We start from the raw sequence: 23,338 nt of genomic DNA, 5'->3' as shown, positions 1-23,338 counted from the left end.
AAAATTGGTTGAATGTCTACCGGGTAAGGGACCTTTATTTTAACCGAACATGCGAAAGCCGTATCCAACAAGCGCGAACTTGTCGGATACGGCTTTTTTCGCTCACCAGAAAGCGATACAATTTTTCGTTTGATAGAACGGGTGTGATTTTGTATGTCATATAGATTTCACGAGTCACTTCATTTATCGTATTCTGGTCTCAACACATTGAAGCGGGTTCATCTATGCTTCTTCTTTCACGGACTCCTCAGGAATGATCAAGTTCAAGGCAATCGCCACAAAACAGGCGATAGTGATGCCGGACCCACCGAATAATAACTTGATAACTTCCGGAAACCCATTCATCGCATCGGGCACTTGGCTTAAGCCGATTCCAAATACTAAAGACAAGCCAATGATGATCTTGGCTCTTTCATTTAACGGCTCGGACGTCAAGATCGAGATACCGGTTAAGGTGATTTGAGAAAAGATAATAACCGTGGCCCCGCCAATGACAGCTGGCGGCATGGTAGAGATCAATGCGCCAACCTTAGGGATGAGCCCAGCCAAGATTAAGAACCCGGCGCCAACTGCGACAACATAGCGGCTCATGACTTTGGTAAAGGCGATCATCCCTACATTTTGGCTAAAAGACGTGTTGGGCAGCGAGTTGAAAATCGCTCCGAGAGAAGACGTAAAACCATTAGCGATGACGGAACCGGAAAGCTCCTTTTCGGTCGGTTCTCTGCCAGCTCCCCCGGTCGTCATCGCGGTAACATCCCCCACGGTCTCAACAGATGTCACAATAAACATGATCATCATCGGAAGGATCGCTCCCCAGTAAAATTCTATTGGAAAATAAAACGGTTGCGGAACGGAAAACCAGCTCGCTTCTCTCATGGCCGTAAATTCGACCATCCCCAGTGGCAATGCCACCAAATATCCAATAATAATGCCAATTAAAATAGAGGAAGTTTTCGCCATTCCCGTTGCATATCGATTGAGAAACAGCACAATGGCCAATACCAGTAACGCCACTAGCCAGTTTTTAGCTGAGCCAAAACTTTCAGACCCACTGCCTCCAGCCATCGAGACAATACCTGTCGGCAACAAAGACAAACCGATCGTCAGAACGACTGTACCGGTGACAATTTTCGGAAAGAATCGCCTAACTTTCTTTACAAAAAACCCTAAAGCGCCGCCAAACAAACCGCCGATCAAGCTGGCGCCCAGTAATCCGCCGATGCCGTAGGAGCTGGCGATAACGAGATTGGTCGGCAGAAATCCGAAACTCGTCCCCATCACGACCGGCAGCCGTGCCCCGACCATCCATATTGGGTAACATTGGATGATCGTCGCAATCCCAGCCATCACCATGGCGCTTTGAATTAAGATCGTTAAATCCGCTCCGGTAATGCCGACCGCACCCGCAATGATAATCGGGACCGCTACATTCCCTAAAAACATCGCGAAGATATGCTGCAGTCCTAAAGGAATTGCTTCTTTTAATGGAGGGACCCCATCCACATCGTATTTACTCGTATTCTTCACCTTTGTGTCTGCTTCAACTGTTTCCTTCATAAAACACCTCTTTTCCATTTTCTTTGGCTATTCGTACTATCTTCGGTTAAACAGGACTCTTCGCTTCATGCGGACGCTTTCCGCTGACGGAGCGCTGAGCCTCCTCGTCGCAAGCTCCCGAGGGGTCTCATCACTCCATTCTTCCGCAGGAGTCGCCGCATTGCGCTCCGAGTCCTTGAGATATTGTTTGCGAAAAGTCTAATAGTTCGTGACTCTCCTTGATTTGATTCACACACTAACTTACTAGCAGATATGGAGCAAAATAGCTGCGACTCCTGCGGTAAAGCCAGACGACCGAGACCCCGCAGGGAGCGCAGAGACCGAGGAGGCTTGGGCGCGAGCCCGCGGAAAGCGCAGCGATTTTGCGGAATATCCCCTTACTAGCCAGCCTATATAGAATCAATCTCCAATATTTTCTTCACGGCATAATCCGCGCCTCGTTCTCTGGAGACGCTTTGCCAATACCGCAGATTGTTCTTGGAACTCTCTTCTAGCTCAGTCAATGCCGTTGCCAATTGTTGTTGGCTGAAATTGTTTGGGTCCAATATTCTTCCTAAATTTTGCTTCTCGATGTCGTAGGCGATATTAAACTGATCGCTGGAGAACGGCAAGATGACCATCTCTTTTCCATGGTACATCGCTTCCGTTAAAGTGTTGCATCCCCCGTGGAACACAACGGTGTCCACATACTGCATCAGCGCAACTTGTGGGATAAACCCTTCGATGATCGTATTCGGCGAACTGTATTTTTGAAGTGCCTCCGCATGGCTTCCTGCCGAAACGATCAACAGTGCATCCGGATGGCTTTCTCTCGCCGACAAAATGAGTTTTTCCAGCACGTCTTTTCGGTTCGACAAAAACGTCCCCAAGCTGATCATGATTTTCTTTTCCTTGGTCTCTATTCGTTTCATCCACTCTTCATCTAAAGCTACCGCTTGGAATGAATTTCCGATAAACAGCTCTTTCGGGTTTTCTTCGTGTTTTTCGTTATCGTTGAAATCAAAATAATTGTAGATGACCGCAATTTCCGACACTAAACTAAACGCATTGCTGATGGGTTGAATCGATTTATTTTTCGTGATGATACTATTGAATACTTCCGTAAACTCCCGTTGTGTTTGGGTGGACACTTGCTTGAGCTTCGCCAAATCATTCTCTTTGACCGTGATCGCATCGGGCCAGTTTTTCGGCACGTTGAAATACCGCCCGTCTCTTGGAATGGTATTCGGATGGGGCGGGCAGAACGTCACAAACGGCAATCCCAAGAAATATAAACTCAACGTCACCGAGTAAGACAGGATGTCGACAACGTAAAGATCCACATCCAGGGAATCATCGATGACTTTAATAGTGTCAATGAGCTTTTGCGGGTTATACAGCATATCCGCTTTTCTATGGCGGGACTGCGTGATCAATGTTTCCACCGCCCCTTTTTTGGTCGACTCGAAAAATTCCTCGAGCCGCATGCGCTCTGTGTCCGGTTGGACGGTGTCTTCACTTGTCCCCGTATTTTTATTGGCACTGATGTCGATCTCGTAGAAATTCAAGTTCTCTTCCACGATCTTGTCCTTAAATTCGATGCTGCAGCCAAAAGTCACTTCTGCGCCATGTGCTTGAAAACTCTTGGCCAACACGAGCAAAGGATTGAAATGCGAATAAAAAGGAGGACTGATGAAAAAGATTTTTCTATACTTCATTGGCAGTTTCTCCTTCTAGGGACAAATAAAACGACACGAATTCTTTTGAAATGTTTTGAATCGAAAAGTGTTCATCCACTGTTCGCTGTCCTGCCGCTTGAATTTTTCGAATGGCTGCTGGATCAATTGAAGAATCATACAAATGGCTTTCGGTTTCTTTCGCGATCGTTTCCCAATTGCTGGTGTCGATCAAAAATCCATTTTCGCCGTTCTTCATATAACTTTTCACTCCGCCTTTGATCGGGCCGAGCGTCAGGAAGCCGATCGACATTGCTTCTAATATGGCGATGCCAAACTCTTCTTTGACACTTGAGCATAGATAGATATGCGGATAGTCAAAGTCTTTCTTGATGATCGTCCGTTCAAGCGATCGGATATCCACATTCGACATAGCTCCTTTATGGATGAACCGGTCTTTGAACTCGGGATGCTTTTGCACGAAATCTTCGAAGAAATCGATCACCATTTTTTCTTCTGGACTCGGATTTTCTAAGTCTCCTCCGATAATGAGAAGATTATGAGTGTCTGAGAGCTTGGAGTTTGCCCACGCTTTGAGCAGTTCCATCTGCCCTTTTAACACAGCCAATCTTCCGACGTTCAAGATGACAGGCTTTTCAAAGAAAGCTTTATTTGTTTCACTCCATGCCGCAAATGGGTTAGGAGAGCCCGCGATGTCTTCTACATCAATGGCTTGGGCCGTGTGTATGCCTTCACCGATCATTTTTATTTTTCTATTTACAGCCCCGTCCTGAAATTGAGGGAAATAGACTGCCAGTTCTGTTTGTACATCTGCATTCCCGATCCCGACGATTCCATCGCTTGTGTGAATCAATTCGTCGCCTATTTTGATCTTGTTCAGTTTTTCAATCAAATCGTTAAATTCAAGTGCTTTTATGCGCCCAGCTCCATCAAACATGTTCCGGTGCGGGTCTGGCGTCAGCGTAAAGACCAATTGGCTCGTTAACTCTTTAGCTAGATGAGCCACCGCTTTAGACGCATTGTCTAAAAACCGGATATGAAAGACATCGGGTTCTATATTCGACCGTTTCAAAAAATGAGCGATTTGCCGTTTGATAAAGAGCTCTCGTTTAATAAACTTGTCTGATCTGGACTGATCCAAATAGATCGGCAATCGGATAAAGACGTGTTTATCGCCGTGAAAACTGATAAACGGTTTGGTGGATGCTTGCGTGATCGTAATCGTAAACACATGAGCTATTTGATCATCTTTCGATACTTCTTCACCCAAGGATTTCAATAACACCGCTAAGCCCCCGTTGTTTCCTTTGCCGCTATCTTCAAAATCCCCGTAAAACATCGACTGCAAAATCGACGTGCCTTGCTTATCGAACGTGACATCGCTCTGGAGAAAATCCAAATAGCTATCCACAAACACTTGGTTTCGGTCGTTTCTGATGTGCTCGTCCACAACGGCGGGATCAATCGTTTCCATTGGAGACAGACTCATCAAGGCATTCATTCCTTGGATTTTGATGCTATCCGGGTAATCAAGAGCCAATAATTTGGTTAGGGCATCTGTAGATCCCTGTTTGTTAAAACGCTCTACATAGTCCAACAAGATCGAAACGATTTCTAAATCCTGTTCGTATTGCTGAAACATCGAACCGATATCGTCATCACTTAACAGATCCAACTCACATTCAATGCACAGATCCACAATATGATAGAGCTTTTGACTATCGACTTGCCGGGTGACGAGTAAGTCTTTTATTTTTCTCTCTATAATTGGCTTAACCTCGTCGTTGAATAGAGTCAAAATCGCGTCGATGATAAATCGATCCGTGGTCGGATGCTGTCCTAAAAAAGCCAGTAATCCATCAATGTCCTTATCGTCTAACTTCTTGTTCAGCTCGAGTTGCTTGATCGTTCGAATGTGCTCGATCACTCTTAATTCGTCGGAACTGATAGCCGTGCCGTTATTTATGTACTCCTCTAAAAATTGAAGCGGATAACTGTTATTGCTTTCATGGCCGTAAACTCGATTTCTGAACTCTATGAATTCGTTCATTTTTCATCCCCCGATACTTTCAGTAGATTATCTTCTTCCTACTCTATACCACCAGGAGTACTACTATATGCGCATGCAGTTCTCTATTCTTTTTAACACCACGAAAGATGCCAACTATTGCCAAAACTATTGAAGCAATTAGGGGCAAATCTACTTTATTCCTTATACAACATTCCTTCCTAGCCATCACAGAATACGGGACAACAAAAAAACCACACCCGCCAAGTTAGTTCGGCAAGTGTGGAAATCTAGTATGTGTTTAAAAGCTCAGCCAGATGACTAAGCTACGTGTTATTTATGAACAGCCGCAATCTCTTCCATCAATGCGACCCAGTCGTCTCTCGTGAAATCATACAATTCCAGCTCGGTTTTTCTCAGAACCATATGGATGCTGTCGAATTTGTCGTCCGACCGGAAGCGCCACCAGCTTTTCGCAGTAGAAGTCTGCGTACCCGGCTCAAAATACGTCAACGTGATTTCAGGATCGATGATGTCTTCCACCCGGTCAATGTCCAATAGATTGTGCGGGACATCAATATATAGGCCGAGCGCTGCTTTATGGGGTGTGATGGATCCGATTTTATATTCTGACTGTGCGTCACGCTTCTCAACTGTATCACTCCACGGAACTGGGGTGTCGCTCAGGATCAAGGTCCGTCCCTCTTCATTTGTCTCCACTCGGCAATTCGGCAAGCTGTTAAAGACATCTGTCATTTCGTTCATTTTTTGTTCGACCATTTTGTTCATTTGGCTGTCTCATCCCTTTCAATTCATCTAGCTACTTGCCTATTATTCTATCACGTTCACCAGGTGGCTCTTTGTTTCATTTCCTTAAATTAAAAACGACCTTGTACAAAGCATGTTCTATGCCTCGTACAAGATCGCTCGTTCTTCATTATAAGAACAATAAGCCCAATCCAATTACGACACCGCTCACAACCAACACGATGACGCAAAAGCCCATGATGTCTTTCGCTTTGAGACCGGCGATGGCCAGCGCTGGCAAGGCCCAGAACGGCTGGATCATATTCGTCCAGGCATCGCCCCATGCAACTGCCATGGCGACTTTCGCCGGTTCACTGCCAAGCATTTCCGCTGCTTCGAGCATAATCGGTGCTTGCACCGCCCATTGGCCGCCACCAGAAGGAACGAAAAAGTTCACGAGACCGGCGCTTAAGAACGCGAATAACGGGAAGGTCTCCGCCGTCGAAACACTGACGAAGGCTTCTGAAATGACCGCCGCGAGTCCTGATGCTGTCATCATGCCCATGATGCCTGCATAAAACGGGAACTGAACGATGATGGCGCCTGCCCCTTTGACCGCTTCCTGCACCGCGCTCAAATACTTGCGCGGCGTCCCGTGGAATAGGATGCCGAGGAACAAGAACATAAAGTTGACCAAGTCGAGCGTTAACGCAAATCCGTTGTTGACGAAATAATAAATGATAAATGCAATACCTAGTGCGCCGATCACCATCGACAAGATCCAGCTGTTCTCCAATCGCTCCGCTGGGGTCATGTTCCCTTTTGACGGAACTTCTTCAACCGGCGGGTCGACCAAAACGGCAGGATCAACTGTGACTGTGTCTTCTTTTTTCGGCATCATCATGCGGTTCAATAGCGGTACGATAATGACCAAAGCCGCAATGATAATCAAATTATAGCTGGAGAAAATCGTTTCCGATGTGGGAATGATGCCAATTCGATCAGCAAACGGATGCCCTTCTGTCGCGATCGATAACGGAATCGACCCTGAAAAGCCGGCGTGCCAGATCAAAAACCCGGAATAGGCACTCGCAATCAACAAGCGGTAATCGACATTGTCGACGCGCTTCGCCAATTCTTTCGCAAACAAAGCTCCGATGACCAAACCGAAGCCCCAGTTGATCCAGCTTGCCGCCAGCGACACAATCGTCACCCACAAAATCGCACTGCCTGGCGACTTTGCAAAACTCGCAAGTTTACCGAGTCCTTTCTTAAAAATCGGGCTGCTCGCCAGTACAAAGCCCGTGACGAGCACGAGCACCATCTGCATCGAGAACGCCAAAAGCGCCCAAAAGCCCTCACCCCAGAACGCCACCATCTGCGCAGGCGATGAATCCGTTAAGCCTAAGCCCAAACCGAAAACCACAACCGTCAAAATAATGACGAATAAAAACGGATCAGGTAAATAACGCTCCATTAAGTTGTTCGAAAAACGTGTAATCGCTTTCAATTCATATCTCCCCTTTGCCAAAATGTTCACTGCACTTCCAATGCTACCTTATTTAAGCCGGTTCGTCTGCGGGAAACAGGAAAAAAGAGGGCACGGTTTTGTCCCTGTGCACCACACAATTTATACACAATTTATAAAGTTGCATAAACAGAAAAACACCTCCCAGAACGGTCGCTCCGGGAGAAGATAAAATGAATGTTCCATAAATTGTCGTGTATTGTCAGAATCGTTTAGAATTGTTTCGTGCACAGGGACACAAGGGTACAGATAGAGAGAAACTAACACTAGGAGCTGAGCTTGTGGAATACAATACAATAACAGGAAAAACGGCCATCATCACGGGGGCCAATAGCGGACTCGGATTGGAAACGGCCAAATCGTTCGCCCGTCTAGGCGCACGGATCATTTTGGCGGTCCGCAATCTCGATAAAGGACAAGCAGCGGAACAAGAAATCCGCGAAGAATCTCCTGAAGCCACGATCGAGGTAATGCAGCTCGACTTGTCTGATTTGGAGAGCGTACGCGCTTTTGCAGAGACCTTCACTAGCCGCTTCGACTCACTCGATTTGCTGATTAACAATGCCGGCGTCATGACGCCACCTTATACAAAGACGAAAGACGGTTTTGAGCTGCAGTTCGGCAGCAATCATCTTGGGCATTTTGCGTTGACGGGACGGCTCTTGCCTTTGCTGCTCCAGACGGAGAATTCGCGTGTAGTGACATTGAGCAGCTTGGCGCACCGAAATTCCGCCATTTACTTTGACAACCTTGACGGCTCGAACGGTTATAAAGCGATGAAGTTTTACGGCCAAAGCAAATTGGCGAATTTAATGTTTGCGACAGAACTCGATGAGCGGCTCAAGCAGCACGGCGTATCGACGCTCAGCCTCGCGTGCCATCCCGGGATTTCTGCGACCAATTTATTTAAGATCGGCAACCGCGAAATGCCTCGCATCTTCAAAGGGCTCCTGCACCGCTATTTGCAGCCGGCGACGATGGGCGCACTCCCGACTGTCTATGCCGCAACGGAAGCTGACCTAACCGGCGGCGAATACATCGGGCCGGACGGCAAAGGCCGACGCAAAGGCTATCCTGCTTTAGAGCAACCGGACCCGGCAGTGAATGAAGCGGCTGTCCGCCAGAAACTATGGGACGTTTCCGAAAAACTGACCGGCGTGACGTTCAACTTCAGCAAGTAACTCTTATCGAATTCACCATATGCCAGACACAAAAGCGAGCGTATGCGGCTTCCCCCGGGAAACCCCGCATACGCTTTTCTGGCACTCAATTTATTCGCTGATGCTTGAAACCCCTTCATTAAGGATATAGTAGCTATACAAGGTTTTTTCGTTCGGTATCACGTGCTTTGTTCTACTCCAGAAATTTTTTCACAATTAATTTCAGAAGACACTTAAAACGGAACCGAACGACAGGCGTGATACTCATTAGGAGGTCTATCTTATGAACCCACAAATCTTAATCGTCGGAGCAGGCCCCACTGGCTTGGCTCTGGCCTATAGCCTGGCGCGTCAAGGCGTGCCATTTCGCATCATCGACCGAAATGCAGGAACCGGCACCGCCTCCCGCGCACTCGCTGTCCATGCGCGCATATTGGAACAATACGACCAACTCGGACTTGCCGAACGCAACATCAACTGCGGGCATCCGATTTTGTCGCTCGATGTCAGCGACGGCTTAAAAGTGAGAGCCCAATTGAAATTCCATGAGCTCGGCAAAGGACTCAGCCCGTTTCCGTTTATCTTAAGTTTGCCGCAAGACGAGCACGAAAAAATTCTCGTCGACGAATTAAGCAAAATCGGCGTCGAAGTCGAATGGAACACGTCCCTGCTGTCATTTGAAGATTCAGGACAAGGTGTGAAAACTGTCTTGCAGCAACAAGGCCATTCAGAAGAAACCGCCGAATTCGCCTATCTATGCGGATGCGACGGCGCCGGAAGCATGGTCCGAAAAGGACTCGAACTGGACTTTCCCGGCGGCACCTACAAGCAATTGTTCTTTGTCGCCGATATCGAAACCGCAAAGCCGGTCGATGATATGGAAAAGATGGACATGTACATGGACGATGACGGCTTCATGCTTTATATGAACGTCCGCAATGCCTACACGAAACGAATCCTCGGCATCGTGCCCGAAGAATTCAACGAACGCACCGATGTCGCCTACAGCGAAGTCAACGACTATATCGAGAATAAAATCCGCGTAAGCGCGGCCAAGGTCAATTGGTTTTCCACTTACCGCGTCCATAACCGCGTCAGCGAGCGCTTCGCCAAAGGGCATATTTTCATCCTCGGCGACGCCGGCCATTTGCACAGCCCGACCGGCGGACAAGGCATGAACACCGGCATCGGGGACGCCATCAACCTCGGCTGGAAACTCGCGGCGGTCGTTTTGGAAAAAGCCGACGCTAAAATACTCGGCACCTACGAACAAGAGCGCATCGCTTTCGCACGCCGCTTGATCTCAACGACCGACAAAGCATTCCAGACCATCGTCAATCAAAAATTGCCCGGCACTCTACTCCGAGAATATGCCGTGCCGTACGTCTTGCCGGCCGTATTCAAATTTGCGTTCCCTTCCAAAAATGCGTTCAAGGTCTTATCGCAAATCCATATCAATTACCGAAGCAGCCTCCTCAGTAAAGGCAAAGCCGGCAAAGTGTTCGCCGGCATGCGCTTGCCGTGGGTGGAAACCGCAAACGGCGATAACTTCGCAGCGTTGCGCTCGGTCGATTGGCAAATCCATATCTACGGCAAAGCAAAGCCTGAGCTCACCGAATTTGCGCGATTGCAGTCGCTTGAGCTCCATGAGTTTCCTTGGGAAGCTAGTATGAAAGACGCCGGATTCAAGCAAGACGCCATGTACTTGATTCGGCCGGATGGCCACGTGGCGCTTGCGACCGATGGGCAATGGCTGCGCGTATTGAATATGTATCTGGACGCTTTTGAAATTAAGGCGTTTGGAGCGAAATAAGATAGCTGAACAAATCAAAATGCCACATCCGCAGTATGGCTGCAGATGTGGCATTTTGTGGTGTAGATCGTTGTGTATAATTATGACAAGCCCTTTAATTTTTTTGGTATTCTTCAATTAAACGTTCCAAGTTAACAAGGATCATGTAATAGTTTGACGGTAAATGAGACACTTTCTCTTCGATGTTAGATCGTGAGCTTAATTCAGGGTATATAATTTTTTGTAATTGATCTTCCACTTTCTTAAAAAAATCTATTAATGCGTTTAAGTATTGCAAAGATTTCGCGTCAATATTTTCATACCCTCTCGATAATTCTAAATTTCCTTGGTATTGATCATGAGCTTCCAATTCCATTTTTTGCAATTGATTTAGATCCACTTTTTGCATTTCATTTGACCGTAACCAGTCTAAATCTACTGTCTCTAGAGTAAGCTCTATTTGATCCAGAAAAATATCATCCGAATTTGCATTATTGAGCATACTTTCTATTTCTTCAAATTTGCTATCGTATTTATCCGTAAAACCATGCTGAACGGTGACGGATTTTGTGTAGCCGATGGGTGAAAAAGGATACACATAACCGCTAACACTTATAACTAAAGTTAGGAATAGGGCAATGCTTAAAATAAGTAGAATAATTTTCTTTTTCAATTCGGCTCACTCCATAAACCAGTATATGGAACATTCAACTCTATTTAACTTTAACTAATTTTCTAATAATTGTAAACATTAATATTATTTGTGGTTTTTAGCGGTTGCTAGACCGTCAAAAATGATGTGTAATAAGTAAAACCTTGCTCTATAAATTCGTTTACACAAAATACTTTGCGCTCTCCCGCGTACTGTCAGAATCCTTACTATTCTCATTTGTACAGAGAATAAAAAAGCAGGCCATCACGAACTTCCGTGATAGCCTGCTTCTTTACTATTTACTGATCGCCTTACGCGAATGACACTATACTAAGTCTTGTCGCCGACAACTTACTCTGCTGCAGTGATCTGGTAGATCGAACCGCCATCAGTACTTGCAATAAGCGCGCCATCTTCTGTGACAAGAATGTCGCGGAAACGTTCGACTTCATCAGTCAATAGACGTTCTTCTCCGACGATCATATCGTCTTCAACAACGACACGGACAATATAGTTCGGCGCTAAGCCACCGATGAACATATTGTTTTCCCATTCAGGGATGGCGTCGTTGTCATAGAAGGACATGCCGCTTGGCGCACTGGTTGGGTCCCAGTAATATCTTGGTTCCACAAAGCCTTGCTCCTCATGTTCTGAAACGCCGTCATTAACAAATTCACCAGAGTATTCGAGGCCATAAGAAACGACTGGCCATCCATAGTTATTGCCCGGTTCGATGATATTCAATTCGTCCCCAGCTTGCGGGCCGAATTCGACAATCCATAAGTCGCCTGTTGCCGGGTTATAGTCGATACCTTGAATATTGCGGTGACCGTAGCTGTAAATGCCATCGAGTGCGTCTTCATCTTCAACAAATGGATTCGACTCGACTGGTTCTCCGTCTTGTGTAATGTGAATGACTTTACCTAAGTAAGCATCCAATTCTTGTGCACGATCGCGACTTTCGACATCTGAACGCTCACCCGTCGTTAGGAACAGGTTGTCCTCATCGTCAAAGATAATGCGCCCGCCATAGTGCAAGGTGCCTTCATAAGCTGGAGTCGCTTGGAAGATCACTTCAAAATCTTCGAGTGAAGTTTCATCTTCTGACAACATCCCTTTACCGACAGACGTTACCGTACCGCCTTCAATATCCTGAGAAAACGTCAGAAAGACCATCCGCGATTCCTCAAAATCAGGGGCCACTGTGACATCCAGCAAACCACCTTGATCTTCGTTATTCACTTCCGGTGTCCCTTCGATTGGATCTGAAACCGAACCGTCTTCAAGGTTTACAATCAGCAGTTCCGCTGCATCTCGCTGCGTCACGAGTATGCGGTTTGTCTCAAACTCTTCCATGCCCCAAGACACGCCAAGACCTTCAACTACCACTTCTGTATCGAGTTCCGTTTCCGTTTCTACTGCGGGAGCTCTCGTTTGTTCCGGGAACGCCGGTTCAAACTCCGTCACTTTCGGTTCAGTTTCTGCACTTTCATTCGTGCTTTCTTCAGTACCTTCACCAGCACTTTCTTCTGTTGGCGCATCCGAATCATTCGTTGATTCTTCGTTTGAAGCTTCATCATCGCCGCATGCTGCTAAAACTAATGAAGACATCAGCATGGTGCCGAACATCATTCTTGACCACGTAATTTTCATCATCATGTTCCTCCCCATTTCTAAAATTTTAAACCGAATCTATTCCAAATTCAGTTTATTGAAATCAACACCAACAATTGGTTCAGAATTTCATACCGTCACTAAAAATGCCTTGATATTAATACTTTTCCCTTCAAACTATTCCAGTAAACTAATTTTTGCGGGTTAAATGAATTCGTGACACTTGCGACGGACAAGCAATGGCTATGCGTGTTGAATATGTATCTGGAGGCTTTCAGGATTTTAGCGTATGAAACCGGCTATCCACCATAGTCAAATCACAAACAAAAGCCGCATCCATTAACCCTTAAGGTTTCTGGATACGGCTTATTTTGCATGCAATTGCAGCCCACGAATCAGTTTTGACACAGGGCGATGATGTATGTGAATCAGGCATGTAATTTAAAACGTTTGGCCTTGCCGTGCATATGTTGTCTAGCTGAGAGGTCCTTTAATTCGGCGATAATGACCTTCGGGTTGGAAGCGCCCAATATGGTCGATATATAACTCACTTTAAATGTATAGGTCGATTTCAAGCGGAAATTTCGATACTCGGGCGAATCTTCCGTCGTCGTCCAATAGAAAACATTGCCTTCACTATCTAGTAAAGAAACGACCCGGTGTTCGTCGTTTTGAAAGCAGGACAAAAATTCAAGATCCCGTGTATAATCCATCCCTTTTTCGAATCCGTTCACTTCTTTGATTGCCAGCACCATCGAAACGCACCTCATTCCATAGTGGTATGCTTTTAATATACCAGAACAAACGTTTGATTACTAGTAAAAAGCTCAAAAAAATAGAATTTTTAGTTAATAAAGTGATAAAAAAAGAAATAAAACTCGTCCATTTACTGCATGACGCCTTAAACAAGCTATTGCGTGAGCCACCTGAAAAGCGCATACTTAAGTGTCGAAAAAATGAATAGGAGTACGATACATATGGAAAACCAGGCAACATCGCGTAAACAAATCACCCCTCAATACGATCCGTGGGAAGCGTATATGGATATCGAAGACCACGGGAAACTGACATTATCCAGCATCGAATTCACCACGACTTATTTATGCAATATGCGCTGTGAACATTGTGCGGTCGGCTATATGCTTGAGCACAAAGATCCGGACGCACTGCCGATCGAGCAGCTCTTTTCGCGCCTCGATGAAATCCTTCATTTGCGGACCATCAGTTTGACGGGCGGAGAGCCGATGTTTTCGAAAAAATCGGTCGCCAATTATGTCTTGCCCCTCCTGAAATACGCCCACGCACGCGGCGTCCGCACCCAGATGAATTCAAACCTGACAATGCCGCTGGACCGCTATATGGAGATCGCTCCTTATTTGGATGTCCTGCACATTTCCCATAACTGGGGCACCATCGATGATTTTGTCGATGGCGGATTTGCCAATATGGAACGCAAGCCATCCAGAGAACGCCGGGCTGAACAGTTCCAACGCATGATCGACAACAGTCGCGCACTGGCAGAAGCAGGCGTCATGGTCTCGGCAGAAACGATGCTGAACAAGCGGACCCTGCCTCATTTGAAGAGCATACATAAGCAAATCATTGAAGAAATGAAATGCGCGCGCCACGAAGTACATCCGATGTACCCAAGCGATTTCGCCAGCCAATTGGAAGTGCTGTCGCTCGATGAAACGAGAACAGCGATCCACGAATTACTGGATGCCCGCGATGAAAATGTCTGGATGCTCTTTGGCACCTTACCGTTTTACCCGTGCAGCCAAAACGACGAAGACATCCAACTCCTGAACCGCATCCACTCAAGCAAAAACGTCACCGTTCGCAATGATCCGGACGGCCGCTCACGGCTCAATGTGAATATCTTTACCGGTGAAGTCATCGTCACCGATTTCGGCGATACACCCCCGATGGGCAACATCCAGCAGGATTCACTGCCGGCCATGCTTGACCGCTGGCTGGAGCGGCCATTAGCCAAAACGATCGCCTGCCACTGCCCAGCTGCCAAATGCCTCGGACCGAATTTGTTGGTGAAAGACGCCTACTACCCGGACATCGATTTCACCATCCAAAAATCAAAAATTATTGTTTAAATGAAAAACCCGATCCGGTGTGAAAACTTCTCACCGGATCGGGTTTTTGCGTTTTAAGAAATGTGTTTAAAGCGTTGTCTCAAATCCATATCAATTATCGCAACAGTCGCTTGAGCAAAGACAAACCGACAGAGTTTACACTTGCATGTGCTTTAGCGGATTGAAACCGGAAACGACGATAACTTCGCCCCACTGCGCTCCGTCGATTGCAAATTCACTTCTACGGCAAAGCGACTCCTGAGCTCAGGGACTTTCCCGCTCCCAGTCTGTTACTGGCATTTAAGGAATGTAGTGTTTGGCAATTAAGGGAATGGATGAAAGACTCAGGATTCATGCAAGACGCACTGGACTTGATTCGATCGGATGGCCACGCGGCGCTTGCGACTAATGAGAAATGGCTTCGTGCGTTGAAAATGTATTTGGAGGATTTCAGATTGTGGCTTTTGGAGAGGAGTGAAGAAAGAATAGTAAAAGAGGCTGGAGAAACGGATCTACGAGGAAATCGTTTTTTCCAACCTTCTTCAATAGCCATACCTATTAGTTTTGAGTTTATTCGATATGACACTTTCTAAATTCACTTCCCACTATTTGATTAGATAAAATCTGAATCAAAGGTATCGCTTTTTATTCAATGAATAAATATCAGTTTTCTTGTTCGGCGAATCTTACATTCACGTGACTCTTACTTTTTTTCGCTTAGAATTATAGTTAATTGTCAGCATTCCGAATTTCTTCATTTCCCAGGACTGCTAACTTCTAAAATGTAGTTAACACAACAAGCGTATTAATCAATTAAACTAATTTCGTATACTCTTATTATCATCCCTACTAAATAAACTGTGAATTGAATTAAAAATAGTAAAGTATATATTAATATAAAACCGTAAAGTGATACAATTATTATATATGTGGGAAGTCCTAAAGGTAGATTAATGGACAACAACAAATATCCTACTAACATCATTGAAAATAAAACGGCAGCGGTTTTAGAAGCATAGCTAAATGTATTTATTACGCTTCTAAGATTTTTTTTATTAGCTTCGCTAAAATTTTTAATAAATTCAATTCTCAGTGTTCCTATCATTATCGCCATTCCACTCACATATATAGACAACATCGCTAATATTCCTGGCATCAAGAATGAAAGAATAGATTTAAATATATCTACTGATTCATTTGGTTCTGCTTCGGTAACGACAATTTGCACCAAAAAAAAAGTTATAAATACAGAAAAAATAAATATGTACCAAGTTTTTTCATAGTTCAAAATATGTTTTTTATTCATTAAGAATCACTCTTTTTTTGCACTTTAGTTGAATTTTTTTGATTTTTCACAGTCTGCTTTATCGCCTCTCCCGTTATAGCATTTAAAACATGGTCCTTAAAATATTCAGTGTTCTCTCGGTCTTCATAACTAATCGAAGTTACTAATGGAGTATCCTTTTCCGATTTAACTGTTTTAGCATGTTTACCAATAAATCCAGTTATAACAGCTTTTGAATACCCTAAAAAACCCATTACACTAAACTTGTGCAACACTTCTTTAGCATATTCTCCTTCTAGATCAATCCCTTTATTATTTTCTTCGCTTGTCTCAATGTAGTACTCCATCTTAGTAATATTTTGTTCATCCATCTTTTCGCCAATTTCTTTAGCTTCTTTTTCAATCTCATCTAATTCTTTATCAACAAAATTAGGACTGATTATTTCAACATTTATTTGATTTACACGAGTCAATTCTCTAACCCGCTCCTCAAAATTCTCAGAGTTTTGTTTTAAAATTATTTTAATAGCTTTATCTTCTAATATAGTTTTTGTGAGTTCTTCAAAAGCTTTGATAAATTGATTTTTCCCCATACCCTGTCTTTCAGTAAAAGCAATTATCTCACTTCGCAAATCAAATATAAAAGTGGTACTAAATACTCTTCGACTAATACCAGAGGTTTCTATCTTTTGAGTCTTATTGTTATAAATTTTTATTGTATCAGGTTTTTCACGCATTAAGTCTCCTATTATAATATCTCCATGATCTTCTTTCAGTCGTTTTGTATTGATAAATCGATACGTATCTATTTCTAAAATCTTTTTCTTTATTTCATTCCCATTTTCATCAAATTCATCTTGATTTACATAGTAGGAAATTTCATTTTCGAACACGTACTCTTGCGGTTTAGTATCTAGTTCATGAGCTAGTTCTCCTAAGATATTTTCAAGTTTGCTTTTGTCCTTTTTTAACTCTTCAACATTTGAATTGATATTAAATTTCGCATAATAAACAAACACAAAATAACCTCCCTTATTTCTCTTCATTAAAGCGTTTTAATTTAAATTAGTTGTTAATACTATTTTGTAATGTCCAAAAGTTGATGATGTTGATTGTTCAGAATGTCTGCTTGAAAAGCCCCGTCATCGTTTGCTGGATTCGTTTCAGGGGTCGAAGACTGCTTTTCTTTCATTCAGGTTCTCTGAACTCATAGGGCGGTTAACAATATACCGGCCCTTAGTTGTCACAGCCAAGTGGTTAATGTAACCGAACCAAAATGCATTTTTCCCGTTACTGTTTTTCTTGATACACCATTTAGGTGCCACTGGCACCTCATTCACCAATGTCTCGGTAGAGACATCCAATTGATAGTCAATCTCTTTTTCGTAAAGCGTCTTTTGGGCTTCTTGTTGGACAGCCTGTTCTTCTTTTGATTTTCGTCCTAGTTTTTTGGGACACTACTTTTTATTTTTCGCAGCTGCGTTGGCTTTTCGTCAGTTTCGAAATGTGAGGTGTCAATAGCGCCAGTGGTTTTTCCGTAATATAGCCTTTCTGAATGGCTTTCGCCACCAAGACATCGTAGATTTAATGCATTGGTCTCACTGATGGCTGCAATCATAAGAGAGTAAGCAGCTTCCGAAGGCATATCGTCCGATAATAGGTATATAACGCTTTCCCTTCTGTTTGTTTGTAATGGCGACTACATTACGCAGAATTTGGGAGAAATTTTATTTTTGGGTCGTTTTAGACTTAGAACTGCAAGGGCTCGGAATTAAGAATTTAGCTTATTTATTATTTATTATTTGTTATTTCAATTTACCTAATAATGACTCACATTCAAGAAAATTAAATAAGCGCAAGCTTTTATAACGATCCTTTTCTAGCAACGGAACAATTTAAACTTCGTCAAAGTAAATGTCTTCAATCTGAACTTCTAAATTATAGTTTGAAGTATCACATTATATTTATGACAGATTTGCTCTAATATTATTGTTCTGAAGTTTACCGGATTCATAATTTCTAAACTTAATTTCTTTGTAACTTTTTCATAAGAATGCTTAACACCATTTGGCGTGAATTCGTGAATTATATCACTAATTAATCTATTAATATTCTCTTCATTAAATTCTTCTGTTCCTTGTATCACTACTTGCTTATTCTCATTCTTTCTGTTGATTCGAGGAAAACCTGTGTTAGTTATAGTGTTTATTTTGTTGTCTAATTGCTCTAGTTTATGAATAATATATGTTTGAGCATCCTCAGTCTCAACCTGTTTAAGTATCATATTACTCTCTATAGCTCTATATATAGGATTATCAGTAATCTCATCTTTATTAGCATCTTTTATCATATTACGCAGTTTGTCTTTAATTTCTACAATTCCCATCATGTCATTTTTGTAAAAAATTGTTCTTTGATCAGTAATGTCAAAAGGTAATACAGTTCCAAATTCGCATAACTGTACAATAGGCTTTCGGATAGCATGTCTGACAGCTAACTCATACATAACGTTCGGGTTTAAACCAGTAAGATTAACAATAACCAAATCATCTTCTAAAATGTGCTTTAACAGTTGCTGCGTGATTGACCCTGCATCATTCATTCTATGTGCTACAAAGATCTCAAAATTTAGTTCTGTTAGGATAGGCTCTATTAAAGCATCAATTAGACCTTCTGCCGATCTTCTAACTTCAGAATTCTCATTTCCTATTGGTGTTACAATGAAGCACTTTTTCATTGTTAACCTCTTTTCTTTTTAAATTTTTTATACAACAACGCTTAAACCACTTCCACTTAATTAATTCACAGAACTTTTGAATCTTTTATTTCACTTCTTTAGGGTACAACTATAGTTACTTAATATGTTTTAAGATTTCTTTATAACTACTATCCGAAGAAACTTTATCAAGTCTTCTAGCAGGAAAATCATACATAAAATCTAAAGCCGAATTAATATGTGTTTCTGTAGTTTTGGTTTTAAAATGTTTAATCAATTCTCTTAACCTTTTATCGGGTGTTTCTTTATCAAAATCAGAGACAAATTCTTTATCGTCAAAAGCCTTTAAAAATTCTACGATTTCTTTAACCGAAAACATTTCAACAAATTTCAAATAATATGGAAGTGCTCGCTCATCTACCCCCTTTCTATACCCCTGACCATTACCAACGAGACATACTACAATTGTTTTAACAAATAGTTTTCTCGTTGCAATAGGTATACCAGAAAGAGGTAAGGACTCAGAAATTGACTTTGCATGAATACTTTCATTATAAAAATTATTCCAATCATAATGAACTGATCTTAGTGTTTGGAGTTTTTCTATTAGTTCTGCAACCAAACTATCTTCATCTTTATATTTCATCCCCTTTACTGTCTCTAAAAAGGATTGAGTTAACTCTTTTTTCACAGTTTCAGCATTTTTTCTATATAAGCCAAATTTTGCTCCGATTTGATATTTAGTGTCCTCTGTAGAAAAATCCCAGATGATAGGAGCTAGACCTTCAATATTGTCCCTAACTAGTTGACTTTGTCTTTCATCACAGAAAAGTCCATGAATTGACAAAACAAAATCATCAATTCTTTCTTGAGGTTGTTTTTGCATATCGCTAGCAATAATCACAAAATCTTCGGTAGGAATAACGTTTTTTCTAATATTGTCCAGTAAAACTTTTATTTGGATAACTGAATGATCCGGTTCGGCTGTAATAGCATGTTTCAAACAAGTTTCAAGTAACCCTAACATCTCAATACCTGTAATTTCATTCTGATTAGGATGCGCAGAACTAGCATGATTACGAAGATAATTTACATGTTCCAACCGCTTAAAATTAATATCATTTAATAATCCAATACGTCTACATATTTCTAATAGATCGTGTTCAGAAACCGCTTCAAAATCTTCTTGAGAATGTAGTCCTTTGTATTTATTAGATATTGTCCCGGCAATCATAAAAAAGTGTTGTAAATCAAATTTAGAAACCATTTCTCTAATAGCTTTTACAGTCTCATTCCATAGAAAGTTCAGAGCTCCATCAAATAAACCAACAGTCACTGCTACTGTAAACTTTGAAAGATAAAATGCTTTATCTCTATTATCTATCGGTAAAATTTCTAAAGTTGATTGTAAAGAATAAATAACCTTTCTTCTTTCTTCGATTGGAACAAGAACATTCTCAGTAGGCAGACCAATATAATTCAACATATCTGCTAAAGGTTGATTTAGTGCTGCTACAGAAGTGTCAATTGATTGAACTGAGGCTCCCTCTTTTATTATATCTATCTTCGGATAATTATTATATTCTACCTCAACTAAATCTCTAGACAATTAAATTCCTCCTACTAATTCACATATTTTTTCATACTTACTAAATATAATTATTACCTTGTATTGCTCCATGGGATGCTCCAAAATGTTATTTTATTCATGCACATATTATATAACGTTACTATTTCGAAACTACCAGGTATTGAAGAATAAAAGTTTCATCTATATTTTTCACAACATTTTTTTGTATGAGGCTCATTAACACAACTATTGGTTCATGGATAGCAGTTTTATATAAAGCGTCATAAATTTTCGCCATTTGATTCCTTCTTAATATATATTCGATATAAATTTCTCACATCATAATATTTAAAAAACGCTCCCTTAACTTTTCATCACTCGCAAAAACATAAAGCCCTTTTATTCCCCTTTTCATCAACACATTAATTGAATTCAATATGATCTGTTCTTTCGCCTTTTCAACATTCGCAATACCTTCTTTTCCTCTGAATGCCTCAGTGTCACTATATTTCTCTGTAACAATCTTCAGGCAATCATTTTGCTCGTCATAAGTAACTGATGGCCCCAATATAACTCCTACATAATTCAGATCGAAGCCTTGAATCGTATAGATGGAGCCCGCTTCTTTAATTGTATCTCGCTCTTCTGCCCATGTTTTTTTGGCATAGGTTGAATTCCAGGGAATTTCGAGACTATCTTCTCTAATGTAGTACTGCTCGCCATCCTTCTTATGTTCATAATCGAATGTCGAGACCACTCTTGAGAGTCCATAAATATTATCTTTCTCCACTATGGCATCGTGCATTTCTTTGGCAGAATCGAATATTTGAAAATCATATTGTTTATCTCTTGGTAACTTCAGAATTCGCTTCTCTACAAAATTATCGATCCAGTCGATCACGTCGTCTCCAGCATTCATGCGGAATTGTTCTTTTAGAATATAAGGCGCTTCCGTTTGATGGTCTGGCACGACACTCTTCAGTCGCTCCTCGTCCCAATAGCTTTTCAGCTTTAAGACTTGTTTTTCGTCGTAGACGACGATGACGACTTTGCTGTGCTTAATGATTTCTTCCAATTGATTGTCTTCATTGAATCCATTGAAAGCATCCACTCTGCTCAGCAATAAATGCGCTTCATCGACCAACACAATGTCCGCCTTTTCTGCCGCTTTCTTTTGTTTGTTAATGAAACTTGTCGGCTTATCAAAGTTATTCTTTTTAAGGAACTTTACATTGGCAGCGATGTTTTTATACGTTTTCAGCATTTCTGAATGATTGACGAGCAAGTAATTCTTCGTCTGATGGAGATTGGAATTTTTGTCGGCCGCCAGCTCCTGGATGCTATTGAATACGGAACTGAGGACTACGCTCTTTCCTACTCCGGCTTCGCCCTTCACCATGAATACAAAGGTTTCCTCGTCGTGAATATGCTCTTCGCACACTTCTATAATTTTGGTCTTAAGCTCGAGCTGCGTCATCGTCAGCTCTTTAAAAGGAGAAAGCTTGAAGATGTCTCTGTTTTCAATGACGTGAGCAGGGTTATTTACCATTCTCCTATTCAATAGTTCATTCCATATGTCATTGAAAATTTCTTTATCGTAGAATTCCTTGTTATGGTAGTTATGCGTGACGCTTTGCGCCGTCTGGCTCTTGTTCTGCAGCTTGTAGCGATCGTCGCCTAAGAAATAATTGATGAGTTTCGTTTCAATATTGTATGTAGCCGACCGGTGAAATTGTTCATGGATGATGAGGGTCATTTTCTCTAATTTCTTTCGCTCGATATTATTCAAATGAGCCTTCATGCGATTTTTAAAAGCTACCGTTTCGCCGATATAGACCGTTGTATTGTTGTTGAGAAAGTAAACCACTGGATAGTCAAAGTAAGTATCGTTCTTGATACTTTCCAATGTGGATTTATTAAAGTCCCAGGTTTTCAGTTTTGTTATCCCCATGATTATGTAGCCTCTCTTTGCTGCGATTAATGTGTTTCAATTTATTCTGGGTAGGGATTAGATAGCCAACGTCGGAAAGAACAAGTAAGGGCTTATGCACTTCGGCCCAGTCGATAATAGCTGTGTTCTATTTCACCGTTGATGCACTTGGAGGGATTTTTGTTATAGCTAACTTTGCGGCTGATCCTTATCTAATCTAGTTGTAAAATCCTGTATCTTATTAAATCTCAGTTTAACATTATATGGCTAATTTGAGGATACTTTTTGCAATATTGCTACAATTATTGACAGATTATTAGCTTGAGATCATATTTAAACAAAGGGATGATAAGGAGTTGATTCGAGTGCTTTCAGAATTGGGACACAAACCTTTTATTACTTCCGACCAAATCACACCTGTCTCTAAGGCTGTGAAGAATTTTTCCGACTTGAGAAAGGCAGCTAAAGAAAAGCCACAGTACCTTTCCGTTCATGATCGGATTGATTCTGTGCTGTTAGATTTCAAAGAATATGAAAGGTTGCACAAGGAGCTCGAGTATTATCGGAAACTTTGTTTGAAGCTTGAAATCACCAATCGCGTTTCGGAGCTAGATGCCGCTCCTGAAATATTGGTGCCGTTAAGAGAAGTTGTTGGGGAAAAAGCTTATGCACGGATTTTGGCTATCGATTCAGATGAGATAGCTGATAACGGGTTGTTCGATGAGGAATAATTTATTTCTATGAACGCAAAAAAGCTCGCATTTGCTGCGAGCTTTTTTGAATGTCGTATATTCATATTTGGACTCTATTAATCTTCCTCTTCTTCCCCTTCACCATCTTCTGTCTCAGTCATCGTATCATCGGCGCCGTCGTTTTCTTCGAGTGGTTCTGTTTCCGGTTCGCTGTCGCTTGAGCATGCGGACAATGCCAAGCCGCTTGCGAAGAGGATGGCTGCGAATTTTTTCATTTCTACCAGTCCTTTCTTGTTGGGTTTTGAGGGTCTGTTTTATTTT

At 42.2% G+C, this 23,338-nt stretch carries 19 protein-coding genes; 5 read left to right on the top strand and 14 right to left on the bottom strand.

Features of this window, described 5'->3' with window-relative positions; translation table 11 throughout:
* Positions 1-222: 222 nt before the first annotated feature.
* The 5 genes from BBI11_RS03420 to BBI11_RS03400 form a co-directional block, all read right to left on the bottom strand.
* A complete protein-coding gene (locus BBI11_RS03420; RefSeq protein WP_083388995.1) occupies positions 223-1,560 on the bottom strand; it encodes a uracil-xanthine permease family protein in 1,338 nt (445 codons plus the stop codon).
* Positions 1,561-1,949: 389 nt separating this feature from the next.
* The gene (locus tag BBI11_RS03415) at positions 1,950-3,257 is read right to left on the bottom strand and encodes a glycosyltransferase (protein ID WP_068460643.1); all 1,308 of its coding nucleotides are present in this window, start codon (positions 3,255-3,257) and stop codon (positions 1,950-1,952) included.
* The gene (locus BBI11_RS03410; RefSeq protein WP_068460640.1) at positions 3,247-5,286 is read right to left on the bottom strand and encodes a glycosyltransferase family 4 protein; all 2,040 of its coding nucleotides are present in this window, start codon (positions 5,284-5,286) and stop codon (positions 3,247-3,249) included. The genes BBI11_RS03415 and BBI11_RS03410 overlap by 11 nt, the downstream gene beginning before the upstream one ends.
* A gap of 291 nt (positions 5,287-5,577) precedes the next feature.
* Positions 5,578-6,033, bottom strand: coding sequence for a hypothetical protein (locus tag BBI11_RS03405; protein ID WP_068460638.1), 456 nt, complete (start codon positions 6,031-6,033; stop codon positions 5,578-5,580).
* A gap of 148 nt (positions 6,034-6,181) precedes the next feature.
* Positions 6,182-7,501 (bottom strand): short-chain fatty acid transporter, encoded by a 1,320-nt coding sequence (locus BBI11_RS03400; protein WP_068460636.1) that lies wholly within the window; start codon positions 7,499-7,501, stop codon positions 6,182-6,184.
* A gap of 299 nt (positions 7,502-7,800) precedes the next feature.
* Between BBI11_RS03400 and BBI11_RS03395 the strand changes: the two genes are divergently transcribed.
* Entirely contained in the window at positions 7,801-8,700 is a 900-nt protein-coding gene (locus BBI11_RS03395; protein WP_083388993.1) for an oxidoreductase, read from the top strand.
* Positions 8,701-8,962: 262 nt separating this feature from the next.
* Positions 8,963-10,492, top strand: a complete 1,530-nt coding sequence (locus BBI11_RS03390) for an FAD-dependent monooxygenase (RefSeq protein WP_068460634.1) — start codon at positions 8,963-8,965, stop codon at positions 10,490-10,492.
* 94 nt (positions 10,493-10,586) lie between these two features.
* Here BBI11_RS03390 and BBI11_RS03385 read toward each other — a convergent pair whose 3' ends face one another.
* The 3 genes from BBI11_RS03385 to BBI11_RS03375 all read right to left on the bottom strand — a co-directional run bounded on the left by BBI11_RS03385 (position 10,587) and on the right by BBI11_RS03375 (position 13,492).
* Positions 10,587-11,144 carry a hypothetical protein gene (locus tag BBI11_RS03385; RefSeq protein ID WP_068460632.1) on the bottom strand — a complete coding sequence of 186 codons (558 nt, stop codon included), beginning with the start codon at positions 11,142-11,144 and terminating at the stop codon, positions 10,587-10,589.
* A 330-nt stretch (positions 11,145-11,474) separates the two neighbouring features.
* Positions 11,475-12,782: a PQQ-dependent sugar dehydrogenase gene (locus BBI11_RS03380; RefSeq protein ID WP_237150313.1), complete on the bottom strand. Its 1,308-nt coding sequence runs from the start codon at positions 12,780-12,782 to the stop codon at positions 11,475-11,477.
* 383 nt (positions 12,783-13,165) lie between these two features.
* Entirely contained in the window at positions 13,166-13,492 is a 327-nt protein-coding gene (locus BBI11_RS03375; RefSeq protein WP_068460628.1) for a hypothetical protein, read from the bottom strand.
* A gap of 222 nt (positions 13,493-13,714) precedes the next feature.
* Here BBI11_RS03375 and yfkAB point away from each other — a divergent pair, with 222 nt between their 5' ends.
* Entirely contained in the window at positions 13,715-14,845 is a 1,131-nt protein-coding gene (yfkAB, locus tag BBI11_RS03370) for a radical SAM/CxCxxxxC motif protein YfkAB (RefSeq protein WP_068460626.1), read from the top strand.
* Between the two features lie 314 nt (positions 14,846-15,159).
* Entirely contained in the window at positions 15,160-15,417 is a 258-nt protein-coding gene (locus BBI11_RS16435; RefSeq protein WP_068460623.1) for a hypothetical protein, read from the top strand.
* Positions 15,418-15,629: 212 nt separating this feature from the next.
* On the opposite strand, the gene BBI11_RS03360 is transcribed toward BBI11_RS16435, so the two are convergent.
* From BBI11_RS03360 to BBI11_RS03340, 5 genes are all read right to left on the bottom strand, one after another.
* Positions 15,630-16,130: a hypothetical protein gene (locus BBI11_RS03360; protein ID WP_068460621.1), complete on the bottom strand. Its 501-nt coding sequence runs from the start codon at positions 16,128-16,130 to the stop codon at positions 15,630-15,632.
* Positions 16,130-17,128 (bottom strand): hypothetical protein, encoded by a 999-nt coding sequence (locus BBI11_RS03355; RefSeq protein ID WP_068460620.1) that lies wholly within the window; start codon positions 17,126-17,128, stop codon positions 16,130-16,132. The genes BBI11_RS03360 and BBI11_RS03355 overlap by 1 nt, the downstream gene beginning before the upstream one ends.
* A gap of 914 nt (positions 17,129-18,042) precedes the next feature.
* Positions 18,043-18,846: a hypothetical protein gene (locus tag BBI11_RS03350; protein ID WP_068460618.1), complete on the bottom strand. Its 804-nt coding sequence runs from the start codon at positions 18,844-18,846 to the stop codon at positions 18,043-18,045.
* A gap of 115 nt (positions 18,847-18,961) precedes the next feature.
* Positions 18,962-20,434 (bottom strand): hypothetical protein, encoded by a 1,473-nt coding sequence (locus BBI11_RS03345; protein WP_208597168.1) that lies wholly within the window; start codon positions 20,432-20,434, stop codon positions 18,962-18,964.
* 295 nt (positions 20,435-20,729) lie between these two features.
* A complete protein-coding gene (locus BBI11_RS03340) occupies positions 20,730-22,346 on the bottom strand; it encodes a DUF2075 domain-containing protein (protein ID WP_068460616.1) in 1,617 nt (538 codons plus the stop codon).
* A 344-nt stretch (positions 22,347-22,690) separates the two neighbouring features.
* On the opposite strand from BBI11_RS03340, the gene BBI11_RS03335 reads away from it, so the two are divergent.
* Positions 22,691-23,056: a hypothetical protein gene (locus tag BBI11_RS03335; RefSeq protein ID WP_068460614.1), complete on the top strand. Its 366-nt coding sequence runs from the start codon at positions 22,691-22,693 to the stop codon at positions 23,054-23,056.
* 77 nt (positions 23,057-23,133) lie between these two features.
* On the opposite strand, the gene BBI11_RS16300 is transcribed toward BBI11_RS03335, so the two are convergent.
* Entirely contained in the window at positions 23,134-23,292 is a 159-nt protein-coding gene (locus BBI11_RS16300; RefSeq protein WP_156889029.1) for a hypothetical protein, read from the bottom strand.
* Positions 23,293-23,338: the final 46 nt, after the last annotated feature.

This window comes from Planococcus maritimus, assembly GCF_001687625.2.
GTDB lineage: Bacteria > Bacillota > Bacilli > Bacillales_A > Planococcaceae > Planococcus > Planococcus maritimus.
The sequence above is the reverse complement of the archived record's forward strand: the minus strand, read 5'-3'. Positions and strand labels throughout refer to the sequence as shown.

Excerpts from the sequence above, each read along its gene's own strand:
- BBI11_RS03415 (WP_068460643.1), bottom strand. The coding sequence starts at position 3,257 with ATGAAGTATAGAAAAATCTTTTTCATCAGTCCTCCTTTTTATTCGCAT.
- BBI11_RS03410 (WP_068460640.1), bottom strand. The coding sequence starts at position 5,286 with ATGAACGAATTCATAGAGTTCAGAAATCGAGTTTACGGCCATGAAAGC.
- BBI11_RS03390 (WP_068460634.1), top strand. The coding sequence starts at position 8,963 with ATGAACCCACAAATCTTAATCGTCGGAGCAGGCCCCACTGGCTTGGCT.
- yfkAB (WP_068460626.1), top strand. The coding sequence starts at position 13,715 with ATGGAAAACCAGGCAACATCGCGTAAACAAATCACCCCTCAATACGAT.
- BBI11_RS03360 (WP_068460621.1), bottom strand. The coding sequence starts at position 16,130 with ATGAATAAAAAACATATTTTGAACTATGAAAAAACTTGGTACATATTT.
- BBI11_RS03420 (WP_083388995.1), bottom strand. The coding sequence starts at position 1,560 with ATGAAGGAAACAGTTGAAGCAGACACAAAGGTGAAGAATACGAGTAAA.
- BBI11_RS16435 (WP_068460623.1), top strand. The coding sequence starts at position 15,160 with ATGAAAGACTCAGGATTCATGCAAGACGCACTGGACTTGATTCGATCG.
- BBI11_RS03405 (WP_068460638.1), bottom strand. The coding sequence starts at position 6,033 with ATGAACAAAATGGTCGAACAAAAAATGAACGAAATGACAGATGTCTTT.
- BBI11_RS03380 (WP_237150313.1), bottom strand. The coding sequence starts at position 12,782 with ATGATGATGAAAATTACGTGGTCAAGAATGATGTTCGGCACCATGCTG.
- BBI11_RS03340 (WP_068460616.1), bottom strand. The coding sequence starts at position 22,346 with ATGGGGATAACAAAACTGAAAACCTGGGACTTTAATAAATCCACATTG.
- BBI11_RS03375 (WP_068460628.1), bottom strand. The coding sequence starts at position 13,492 with ATGGTGCTGGCAATCAAAGAAGTGAACGGATTCGAAAAAGGGATGGAT.
- BBI11_RS03350 (WP_068460618.1), bottom strand. The coding sequence starts at position 18,846 with ATGAAAAAGTGCTTCATTGTAACACCAATAGGAAATGAGAATTCTGAA.
- BBI11_RS16300 (WP_156889029.1), bottom strand. The coding sequence starts at position 23,292 with ATGAAAAAATTCGCAGCCATCCTCTTCGCAAGCGGCTTGGCATTGTCC.